Source organism: Candidatus Endomicrobium procryptotermitis (genome assembly GCA_031279415.1).
In the GTDB taxonomy this organism is placed as follows: Bacteria; Elusimicrobiota; Endomicrobiia; order Endomicrobiales; family Endomicrobiaceae; genus Endomicrobium_B; species Endomicrobium_B procryptotermitis.
On record JAITIP010000015.1, the window covers coordinates 53,773 to 64,079 of the forward strand.

The 10,307-nt window shown below is 37.4% G+C and carries 8 protein-coding genes; all 8 read right to left on the minus strand.

All coding sequences use genetic code 11. The annotated features are described in order from the left end of the window. Window positions 1-29: 29 nt before the first annotated feature. Window positions 30-2,201: a hypothetical protein gene (locus tag LBD46_02555; protein MDR2426051.1), complete on the minus strand. Its 2,172-nt coding sequence runs from the start codon at window positions 2,199-2,201 to the stop codon at window positions 30-32. Beyond that, entirely contained in the window at window positions 2,198-2,566 is a 369-nt protein-coding gene (locus LBD46_02560; protein ID MDR2426052.1) for a response regulator, read from the minus strand. The genes LBD46_02555 and LBD46_02560 overlap by 4 nt, the downstream gene beginning before the upstream one ends. Before the next feature lie 2 nt (window positions 2,567-2,568). Further along, window positions 2,569-3,993 (minus strand): protein phosphatase 2C domain-containing protein, encoded by a 1,425-nt coding sequence (locus LBD46_02565; protein MDR2426053.1) that lies wholly within the window; start codon window positions 3,991-3,993, stop codon window positions 2,569-2,571. Continuing rightward, window positions 3,990-6,206, minus strand: coding sequence for an FHA domain-containing protein (locus LBD46_02570; protein ID MDR2426054.1), 2,217 nt, complete (start codon window positions 6,204-6,206; stop codon window positions 3,990-3,992). The genes LBD46_02565 and LBD46_02570 overlap by 4 nt, the downstream gene beginning before the upstream one ends. A gap of 23 nt (window positions 6,207-6,229) precedes the next feature. Continuing rightward, a complete protein-coding gene (locus LBD46_02575) occupies window positions 6,230-7,393 on the minus strand; it encodes a hypothetical protein (GenBank protein MDR2426055.1) in 1,164 nt (387 codons plus the stop codon). A gap of 10 nt (window positions 7,394-7,403) precedes the next feature. Beyond that, entirely contained in the window at window positions 7,404-8,438 is a 1,035-nt protein-coding gene (locus tag LBD46_02580) for a hypothetical protein (GenBank protein ID MDR2426056.1), read from the minus strand. A gap of 4 nt (window positions 8,439-8,442) precedes the next feature. Beyond that, entirely contained in the window at window positions 8,443-9,627 is a 1,185-nt protein-coding gene (locus tag LBD46_02585) for a hypothetical protein (GenBank protein MDR2426057.1), read from the minus strand. Next, the coding region (locus tag LBD46_02590) for a hypothetical protein (protein MDR2426058.1) at window positions 9,624-10,307 on the minus strand (684 nt) is incomplete at its 5' end. The genes LBD46_02585 and LBD46_02590, both read right to left, overlap by 4 nt.

Sequence of the window (10,307 nt, forward strand, 5' to 3'; positions counted from 1 at the left end):
ATTATGGGATCTTTTCTAAATTCGGTCCTTTAATTTTCCAAAACTTTTATCCTATCCAAAGCCTTTTTGCTTTCAATTTTTTGCGGGTTATATTCTAAGGACTTTTCCAAATATTCTTTTGCTCTAACTCTCTGTCCAGAAGAGTATGCTTTTATTCCCAGTTCATAGTATTGCTGCGACAAAGATGCCGTAAGTTTCTCATACTCTTTTGCAGCAGGAACATAGTCTTTATTATATTCCAAAGATTTTTTAATTTTTTCCATCGCTTCCTCATTTTTGTTTATTTTAATAAATGTCAAAGCTTCTTTAAAATACTTTTCTGAAATCACACTTTTCAGCTTAGCCGTATACTCTCTTATCTGCTGGTTTAAATCATAGTAATTATTTTTTAAAGCTTGCTCTTTTAAAGCTACGAAAGCTTTTAGAGAATCTTCATATTTTTCCTGATTAAACAAATCAATGGCCTGACTGAAATATATTTCCATTTCTTTTTGGACTTTCTGATTTGAAGACAATAGAGAATCGTCTTTGTCGACAAGTCTGTTTTTTACCTGCCCTTTCGCCTTTGAAGCTTTTGAGGTCATTTCAGTTACAGACAGATTTAAAGCTTTTCTTGAAAGCTCATAATATTCTTTTGCATCCGTACGTTTCGGATCCGATGTATAAACTGCATTAAAATATCTTGCGGACATTTCATAATCTGCCATATTGTAATATTCCATTGCCTGTGTAAATATTCTGTCAGCTTGCAAATCTGTAATTTTTGATACTTGAGTTTGGATAATTTCAAGATATTTTTTTGCACCTGCATTTTCCGGGTCTATTTCTAAAATTCGGTTAAACTTTTCTTTAGCAAATATAAACTGTCCGCTGTTATAAAAATCCATACCCTCCAACCATAAAGCAATTATTTCTTTTTCGTATTTTTTTCTGTTTACCTGAAGATCAACGGATTTTAACCTTGCATTAACCTGTGCCAATCCGCTTTCGGCCAAAGAATTTTCCGGATCGACGCCTAAAACTCTGTAATAATAATTTCTCGCTTTTACTAAGTTATTACGATAAAGAGCAATATCAGCGCTTCTAAGCAGCCTGTCAATTTGTATTTCGAGATTCCTGTCATACAAATCTAAGTCATATGCAAGCTGTTTAAGCAAATCTTTCGAAGGTTGATGATCGGGATATATGGCAAGTATTTCTTCAAGCTGCTGTCTTGCAGAAATATAATCTTTTCTGTTATATGCTTCTTTTGCCATATTAAAATTATATCCCAGATAATACTCATAAGCTTTATTTTCATTGGAAACTCTGCCGAACATAAAACCGAAATTAACCGTATGTCTGGGAGCATAATTCTCATACATTGCCGTAAAAGAATATCCTAAACTGAACGAATCAAAATTTAAAAATAGCCCTGCGGTAGGACCCCAGTTTACATAATCGCCGTAATCTCTCCAGCCAATTTTAATCGTAGTCGGATAAACCGGCATTATTTCAAAACCGAAAGAATATCCAACACCTTCGGAAAAAAATTTTATTATATCTGCTGTAAAAGCAGGTTTCGAATCGAAAGGAAGATTATATCTCAAAGCAAAAGTAAAGTTTTCTGGCATTTCAAAAGTTTCGTCTCCGATATCAAAATCGCCGCCTATATTTTTAAACGCGGCAAAAGCCCAAAGTCCCAAAAGAATTTTGTCAAGATTGTAATGACCGCCGAAATCCGCGGCTAAAGACATTTTCAATTCACCGCCAACTTCAAGTTGATATGCTCTAATTGTCGCACCCAATCCCCCTTTATCCATATATAACGGCATATGCGTTGACAGCGGATATACGTAATTTAAATAAAAACCGAACATATTACGATCTATCCTACCTAAATTATCATATGCAAAAGCGGCGGTAATATTCCCATATTTAGAAGGGAACATAAACGCTCCTGCTCCTCCATATACGCCATCAAAAGCCGCAATAGCGGAAAAGTCAACTCTGCTTGAAAGAATACTGAAATTTGAAGAAGGAGAATTCATAAATGACAAAGGATTCTGAGACATCACCGCAATGCTATCGCCCATTGCTCCCGACGCAGGGTCATAGTTTAGAAGAAAAATCTGAGATGGAGAAAAGTCATTTAACGCAAACGATGGCGAAGAAGCGAATAGAAAAGAACAGCTCAACAGGACAGAAACGTATTTTCTCATTTTAACAACCTGTTTAGGTTTGCGCAAAGATCATCGATATCTATAGGTTTAAAAATAACATCGTCAGCCCCAGCCGCAAAACCCTTGTCAACCTGAACTGCCATATCTCCTGTTATGAGAATTACTGGAAGTTCAGAAAAATTCCTGCTGTTTTTAATGATTTGTAATACTTCAAAACCATTTTTATCAGGTAAATTTACGTCAAGCAAAACAATATCAGGATTTTTAAGAGCCAGAGCTTCCATACCGGATTCAGAAGTAAAAGCTTTTATTACTTCAAAACCTTTAGCGTTTAATACAGCTGCTTCAGAATCAACAAATGACACGTCATCATCAATAATAAGGATTTTACTTTTTTTGTTCACGATTATTCCCCCGCTTTTTCCGGCAGCATTATCACCGTTTTATACCCTAAAGACCCTGAGAGCTCTAAAGATATATCTATTGAAGCCGTTAAATAATAATTATCCGTCAAAATCTTATACTCGGGATATATTAGAGTTATTTTATAATCCCCCTTTGGAAGTTTTATTTCCAGAGGGACAAGTGACGATAAACCTACAAATTTATTCGGTTTTGTTTTTTCTTCGATTAAAACCTGCACATTTGCCAAAGGAACAGTGTAGGAATCTTTATCCTGTACTATTTCCTTTAAAATTTCCAGCCTTGAAATTTTATCCGAGGTTGAAAGAATTTGTATTATTCTTTCATCATTGGGCGTACGTATATCCAAATTAATGCCCGAAATGTTGCCCGTAAGCTCATGGAATTCTTTTTCACGCTTTTTGTTACATTTCGAGTATAAAAATATGATACTTATAACAAGCGCCACCGATATACAGGCTATAAACAGTGGATTTGTAAAAATATTGACTTCTTTTGCAGCCTTAGGAACCTCTATTCCAAAATCTTTTCCATATTTTGAAAAAATTTTATCCTCTGCGGCTGACTGCAAGGGGTCATCCTCGCCAATGGTTATTATGCTTTGCACATAATATTCTGGCACGGAAAAACCCATACCATCATCTTCGGCTTTCAAAACAATGACTGTGGTATTATCTCTTCCACCGGAATTATTTGCCGCCATTATGAGTTCATTTGCTATGGCGTTAGGGTTGCCTCTGTGTATGTCAACTATACCTTTTATAACAGAATCGTCTATTTCACCGTTAAGTCCGTCACTGCACATTATATAATGATCTCCCGGTTTGACAATAACCGACCTGTAATCTACTTTTACCGTAGCTCCCGTTCCCAAAGCTCTGGTAATCATGCTTTGCAACTCGGCAGTTTTAACTTCATCTTCGCGCATTTTTCCTTCATCAATAAGCTCGTTGACTTTAGAATGATCTTTTGTAAGAAGCTCAATAATTCCACCTCTTATTCTGTAAATTCTGCTGTCTCCTGTATGATAAATATGGAGAAGACTCTCTTTACTATCAAACCTTGCGGCAACCACTGTAGTACCCATGCCCACAAGTTTAGGATATTTTAAAGTGAGATTATTAAGCATTCTGTTGGCAAGCATTATTGAAGCGGCAGGACGCAAAAGTCTTTCATCTATGTTTTCAAATCTTTTTCCAGTAATCGAACGTATGTCAGACTGGTCAAGACTTTCAAAAGTTTTCAAAATTACTTCAACGGCGCACCTGCTTGCAAAATCACCAGCTGCGCCTCCTCCCATGCCGTCGCATACGACAAAGAAATTTTTATCGGAACCGACTCCGAATGCGTCTTGATTTTCTTTTCTTACTATGCCCGTATCCGTTTTTCCGTAATAGACCATTTTCATAGAAACTGAACCTTAACCCTTTTGGCATTTCTTGCTAAAATAAATCTTATCTTAAAAAATAAGAACGCCGTTAAAATTATTAATCCCGTAAAAAATTCTTTTCTGTACTGCGACTTAAATTTACCTAACCCCGAAAATCCTATATGATCTGCACTGCCTAAAAACATAGGCCAGACAATTACATTTTTAATAATCTTTGCATTTGTGCTTATCACCTGTATAGAATCGGTAGAATTCGAAAAAAGAATGTCAAGTTTACCCATATTGAATATATCTCCTAGCAGAGGCGAGGAAGTTATAGGACTGTTGCTAGCCCTTATTTCCGCCATTAGTTCAAACTCTTTACGTCTTGTATTGCTTTTTATAACCATAATTCTTCCATCTTCAGTGGCTATTACAAAATCGTTTAACCCGTCTTTATCGAAATCATAGACAGCAGGAGAAGATATAATTCTTTTTGCTTCTGGAAGCGGCATTTTCCACAATAGTTCTCCGGCCGGATATCCTGTTTTGCCTTTTAATCCCTGTATGCTTCCGTTTGCAGAAATTATCAATACGTCTCCCATCCCGTTACCTGTAAGATCGGTAATAACTGGAGAAGAATTATGTTTAAGCCCCGCCGGAGGAGTAGGCTCTACAAAATATGTCCAAATAACTTCAAATTTCGAAACATCAATTGCCGAAACATACTGAGGTACATTAGATTGAACGACGACCTCCGGGATTGAGTCTCCGTTAATGTCTCCTACGGCCGGAGTACCTGCTATAAGATGTGCTTTTCCGGATTTTTCAACTAGATCAACGGTTTTTTTGGTTCTAGATTTACCATCGATAAAATAAACTTTTCCAGCATAACTTGCCACAACTACCATCGGAGTAAAATCTTTCGATCGATACAATACCGGACTGGCGTATATAGGTCCTTCAATAAACTCTGTATATCTGTCATAATCCGTTTCATATCCCGCATTATAAAGGAAATGAACTGCTCCATCTTCGGAACACACAACAATGTCTTTTTTGCCATTTCCAGTCAAATCCGCTATAATAGGGGTCATCTCGGAAATCACTCCACCGAGTATTTCCCTTCTTATAATGTTCCCGGTCTGCCCGTCATAAATAAACAACATAGAAGAATCAGACAAAGCAATAATGTCAAGAATAGAGTCGTCATTAACGTCGGCAAGCATGGGAGAAGTTTGTCCCGAATTAAATATTTCAATCTGTCTCCACAGAGAATCGCCCGTTTTAGCGTCCCATCCGTATAAAAATCCCGCTGCAGTAAGCATAACAATGTCGTTTTTGCCATTACCGTTAATATCGCCTATAGCCGGAGTAGATGTAATGTCATAGTCTTCAAGGGTTCTCAAAGGCGTGTCTTTTCTAAAACTTGTGTTTAGTTCAAGAGTCAGTTTATTCGGTTTATTTTTAAGCAGAGAAAGCCCCGTCCATCCAAACCATATTAAACCTATTGAAATTATAAGAGACACCACCGTAACACCTAGAGAAAGAGATTTTTGAATTTTCAATAAAAATATTTTTTGTTTTGAAGGAATTGAATAATCTTCATCAAAAGAATTGACAAATCTAAATATTGATCTTCCTATGGATATTTCATCTCCAATATCGATATTCATGCTATTGAGCTGTCCAACTTTATTGCCGTTTATGGCAACGCCTCCAGTACTGCCGACATCCGTAATCGTATATTGCCCATTATTATAAGATATTTTAGCATGTCCTTTCGATACCGTCATATCTCCGGCAAGAACTATATCGTTTTCAATTCCTCTCGGAGAAAAGTGTTCCCTTCCTATAAAAGTATCTTCAGTTTTAACGATAAATTTTTTACCTATAAACTTTCCGTAAATGCCCAATAAAAAGCATGTAGGCCTGTTGACCTCGTGAGAGTTCGGAGTAATATCTGCAAGTATCACTATGCTATAGGGACCTATGCCTATTTCATCCCCTATCTGAAGTTCTTTTTCAGAAACAGTCTTTCCGTTTACTTTCGTTCCGATAATCGTGTTTTGATCTTTTACGACATAATTGCTGCCATCTTCAGTAATTATGCTGCAATGATGTTCTGAAATATTTTTATCTTTAATAAGAATATCATTACCTTTTTTACTTCCGACAAAAATCCTTTTTTTTCTTCTTAATATGTATTCCCCTAATATCTCTTCTTTTCTTTTTAAAAACAGCCTTGGCATTTATTTTTCTCCTTGCGCTTCTCTTATCTTGCTACGAAAAGAGCAGCAATCATCGTTATTCCCAAACTTATCGTTGCAATTGTTGTACCGCCGCTGCCTCCCGATGACCCTGAAGATCCCGAAGGTTTGGAAGACGTGGAAGACGATATATCATTCAGCCTTTTTTCTATTCTTTTTATATCATTCTGAGTCTGATTTTTATTTTTATTAATTTCACTTTTGACTTCCGATGACGTAGGAACTCCTGCAACAGTTTTCTTTATATCGCTGAGTTGTTTGTTAATATAGTTCATATCAAAATTGACGGAAGATTTTTCGTAAGATGACGCAAAAACTAATGTTCTGTCGTTAAGCTCATCGATTTTCTTGGATAATTTAACATAACTTTGCCGTATTTGATTAAGGTTGTTCCTTAAATCATTGATATCTTCCTGTGATGCGGACATCGAGCCAGACTCGGCCAAATCCAGTCTCTTTGAAAGCCTGCCAAGCTTTGTATTTATCTCTTTAAACTCTTTGTTTACCGCAACTCCATCCCGCGATGCAGACAGCGAACTAGATTCGGCCAAATCCAGCCTCTTTGAAAGCCCGTCAAGCTTTATATTTATTTCTTTAAATTCTTTGCTTGCCATATAAGAAATTCCATCTTGCGAAGAAGACTTCGAACCTCCTGCGGTGACCTGCTGCTGAAGAGATTTAAACACTTTTGAATTATTAAGACTATTGTCAAGAAGCATTGGCATATTCGGAGTTAAATCAGATATCAACGCTACCATATCAACGCTGCCGCTCGATGATTTTGACGCTGGAGACGATGCGGACCTACTTTTTTCAAGAGTCATTATTTTTGCTCTTAATGCGTCAAATTCCTGACGTGTAATCTGCGAAATACTTTCTGTAGAAACAGAAGAAACAGCCTCCTCTGCAGTGATTGAAGATTTTACTCTTTTATCATATTCATAAATCGCCGAAAGGAGCGCGCCTCTCGTTATCGGTTCATCTTCGACAAAAACAGTTTCTCCGTATTTATCGATAAATTTCGGCATTTTTCTACTGAGCTCATTGATAATTTCACGCAGTACAGGATCATTTACATCCCTTTTTACAGCCGCAAAAGAAAATGAACACATATTACATATAATGACGGACGCTGCAAGCCAAGAAATAATTTTTTTTGTTTTCTTCATTTTATACCTCTTAAAAATAAAAATTTAAAGAAATTTTACTTTGCTGATCCAGGCTGTTGCCCATTCCCATGGCATAATCAATCTGCAAATATCTGCCGAATACGGTAATGTCAATTCCGAAGCCTACCGCATATGTTATATTTTTATTTATTTCTTCTTTGATACCATAACGGTTTTCCAAAGCAACTCCTTCAATACCACCTCTTAAATATAAGCCGCTTAAACCAAAATCACCGGTGTTGTAAATATTCATACATGCGAATTCAAGACCTATATTGCTTAACAAAGGTTCCTTTTGTCTTTGAATAATATCAACGCTTCCCAAAATCGACAATTTTTCTGTAAGACTGAAAGTATTTGAAACTCCGAATTTTGCGGTCAAAGCGGCATTATCCGTCCCACCGTCCCATTTCATCACAGCGCCTTTTCCTATGAATAAACCAAAATTAAAAGTTTCAAAAACATTATACAGCACTCCGGCATCTATATCATATCCAGATGCTGACCCGCCAGCAATTCCTTCCATTTTCTCCATAATATACTTAAACGATAAACCTACATACAAATTCGTATTGCTTTCCCAAACCGGCATTCCCCATGAAAAATAAACCGCATTTTGCGGGGCAGAAAAAGAACCGTATTCATTTCCCTCTTCATCGGACTTTGTAACATTATCCATAGACGAATTAATAAGCCCAACAGCAAAGACCGAACTGCGCAAAGTATCGGTAAATTTACTTATGGGCAGCGAAACCGCAATAAAATTATGTGCAGCAATCGCATCTTTTTGCCCCGGCCATTCGTCCGGCGCTCCTGCAGAACCCATAATGGTTACACTGTAATCCTGAACTTGTCCCAAGCCGGCGGGGTTCCAATATATTGCGCTCGTATCATTACTTATTGAAGTAAAAGCTCCTCCCATACCCAAAGCTCTTGCCCCGACACCTTTTTTTAAAACGGCAGCTCCACCGACTGCGGCATAGGCGTTAACACTAAGTGCAACAATAAGACAAAAAGGAATTAACCATTTTGTTGTCTTTTTCATATTATTATTTCCTTAATATCGCAAATGATTTGTAACGCCTGTTTTCTTTACCGTCGCTTTTCATTATTATCTCGCATATATATACTCCGTTTGCGAGACTGTCTCCCGCATAACTCTTTGCGTTCCATGTAACTTTGCTTTCGCCTGCAGGAGAAAAAACCGAATTTAAAACCTGACTTACGAGTTTGCCTGCCCTATCATATATATTAATCGTTACAGATGCTTGCTGCGCAATAACAAATCTTATATTCATAGCTCCCTTTTTCGGATTATATGGAGAAGGATAAGGCAATAAATCGGCAACAGGATTGCTGTTTACTGTAAAAGTTAAAGTTGCGGAGGTAGTTATACCCGTGTTGTCAACAAGTTCGATCCACAGTGTATGCTCTCCCTGCGCTAAAATATCTCCGGTATAGTTATAATCCAAAATTTCATTTGTAATAAATTTTCCCTCTCCCGTTTCTACGTTTCTTACGGTAACGGTCGAAGCGCCGACACACATTCTTATAGTTACACTAGACTCGTTAAAACCGAAAGGTGAATATATTCTTGCTTGTATCTGCGGTCTGTTTGAAGATATTTTTGTCGGCTGCAAAATTTCGATTGAACTGCTTGTAGAGATGCCGATGCGCACTATATGCGTTGTTGTGTTCCCATATTCGTTTGCGCCGTTTTGGGCATACCATTGCAGATAATTGACGCCCGGCTTAAATCCGGATATAACTACAGTCGACACAGTTACAGTCGATGTAGACGCTGTCTGTCCTTCTTGATATTGATAAAGATACGTAAAGGGACCAATTTCATCCGTCGGAGGCGTTTCGGAAATCTTATAACCAACGCGTTTTATCGATTTGGCGCCGGTATGCACTGTTACACCTATATTTACATTGTTTGCTACAGAAATAGTATCACTTGAAGCTGGAACAAAATCATAAAACACAATATCGGGATTTGATACTTTTATTGACGCAAGAAGCCCTGAATTCAATCTGTAATCGAAACTTTTTTGATTTACGGAAATTCCTTCGTTGACTGACAAGGAATTTTTATATTTTTTACCGTCGGACAAGTCATTAACAGAACTTCCATTTGTCATACTGAGCTGATTATTATAGTCAGCCGCAAACAAAAATGACTGGATGGAAAAACACAATAACAAAAATATAATATACTTGATTTTTTTCATTGTAAGTTTACCAGCGCCGATATTTTTCCTCTTGCTGACACAAAATTTTCTAAAGCTTTTCCTATAATCGTACCAGATTTCGGATCAGCCGCTTTCATGGCATATCCGGGAGTAGAAGAAGCGACAAGTAAATCACCGCGTTTTATATTTCCACCTTCATTATTAACTTTTATCGGCACCCTGCCAACCAAGGCAAGTTTATAACCTTTTTCACCTGAATTTAGCACTACTCCGGGCTCTGTAGAAATTACTCCGGCTACTTTCGTATCATTTGCAGTTCTAGATCTTTCAACATAACCATCTCTGGTTTCGGAAATAATAACCACATCACCAGATTCAAGTATTTCATTTGAAGGATATATTTCTGCAAGGTCGGCACTAGAAATAGCCGTATTGGTTGCATAGATAGTACCGTAAACTACTAAATTAGCGGTTGCAGTGCTGTTGCCTATCGCCAGCACTGCCCCAGTATTCCTTGTTTCTGTAGAAATAATAACTCCACCTATATCAAATTTATTATCTGAGGCGCTTATGGCATATACCGCTGTCCCAGCAGTCAATGCATATGCCGCACTTGCAACTAACACATTTTTATTAAAATCTTCCGAGTATGCCGCTGTCCCAGCAGTCAATGCATATGCCGCCGTACCTGCATTTATGGCATATCCTGCACCTGTCGC

Bases quoted from the DNA above. Each gene is read 5' to 3' on its own strand.
- LBD46_02580 (MDR2426056.1), bottom strand. From the start codon at position 8,438: ATGAAAAAGACAACAAAATGGTTAATTCCTTTTTGTCTTATTGTTGCA.
- LBD46_02555 (MDR2426051.1), bottom strand. From the start codon at position 2,201: ATGAGAAAATACGTTTCTGTCCTGTTGAGCTGTTCTTTTCTATTCGCT.
- LBD46_02565 (MDR2426053.1), bottom strand. From the start codon at position 3,993: ATGAAAATGGTCTATTACGGAAAAACGGATACGGGCATAGTAAGAAAA.
- LBD46_02585 (MDR2426057.1), bottom strand. From the start codon at position 9,627: ATGAAAAAAATCAAGTATATTATATTTTTGTTATTGTGTTTTTCCATC.
- LBD46_02570 (MDR2426054.1), bottom strand. From the start codon at position 6,206: ATGCCAAGGCTGTTTTTAAAAAGAAAAGAAGAGATATTAGGGGAATAC.
- LBD46_02575 (MDR2426055.1), bottom strand. From the start codon at position 7,393: ATGAAGAAAACAAAAAAAATTATTTCTTGGCTTGCAGCGTCCGTCATT.